Source organism: Streptomyces sp. AC627_RSS907, assembly GCF_019049165.1.
This window is the reverse complement of sequence record NZ_JAGMUE010000181.1, coordinates 1-779: the sequence shown is the minus strand read 5'-3', so window position 1 is coordinate 779 and position 779 is coordinate 1. Positions and strand designations below refer to the sequence as shown.

General features: G+C 68.7%; 1 protein-coding gene. It reads left to right on the top strand.

Features of this window, described 5'->3' with window-relative positions:
• Positions 1-65: 65 nt before the first annotated feature.
• The coding region (locus tag KUM32_RS30765) for a phosphatase PAP2 family protein (RefSeq protein ID WP_217145243.1) at positions 66-779 on the top strand (714 nt) is incomplete at its 3' end.

Below are 779 nucleotides of genomic sequence, written 5' to 3'. Positions count from 1 at the left end.
GGTGAGGCGGATACCCGACGTGCGGGTGATCTGCCGAGCAGACAAGTCTGGCAGACTGTTCTTCTATGGGTGAAGCGATTTCGAGGACTCCGGAAGGCCGGACGGCAGCTCTCCCGCCACCCATCGAGGAGCGCGCGGAAGAGGCCGGTCCGCCGGTCGCGCGCACCCGTCTGGCCCGGCTCCGCGCGCCCCGCAGGCCCCGGCTGTGGTTCGAGATCCTGCTCATCGCGGTGAGCTACTGGACGTACTCGCTGATCCGCAACGCGGTGCCGGCGCACAAGGACACCGCGCTGCGCAACGCCCACTGGATCTGGGACGCCGAGCAGTCCCTAGGGCTGGCCGTGGAGCGCGGCGTGAACCACGGCGTCGACTCGGTCACCTGGCTGATCGTCGGCATGAACTACTACTACGCCACGCTCCACTTCGTGGTGACGATCGGCGTCCTGGTGTGGCTCTACCGCTGGCATCCCGGGCGGTACGCGGCGATCCGCCTGGTGTTGTTCGCCACCACCGGCGTGGCCCTGGTCGGCTTCTTCTTCTTCCCGCTGGCCCCGCCCCGGCTGATGCCGGACATGGACTTCATCGACACCGTGCTGGTCCACCGCACCTGGGGCTCGCTGGCCTCGGGGAACCTGGCCGAGGTGTCCAACCAGTACGCGGCCATGCCCTCGATGCACATCGGCTGGTCGACCTGGTGCGGGATCACCATCTCCGCGCTGGCCCGGCCGCGCTGGGTCAAGACGCTCGGCGTGCTGTACCCGGTGGCCACGATGGTGGTG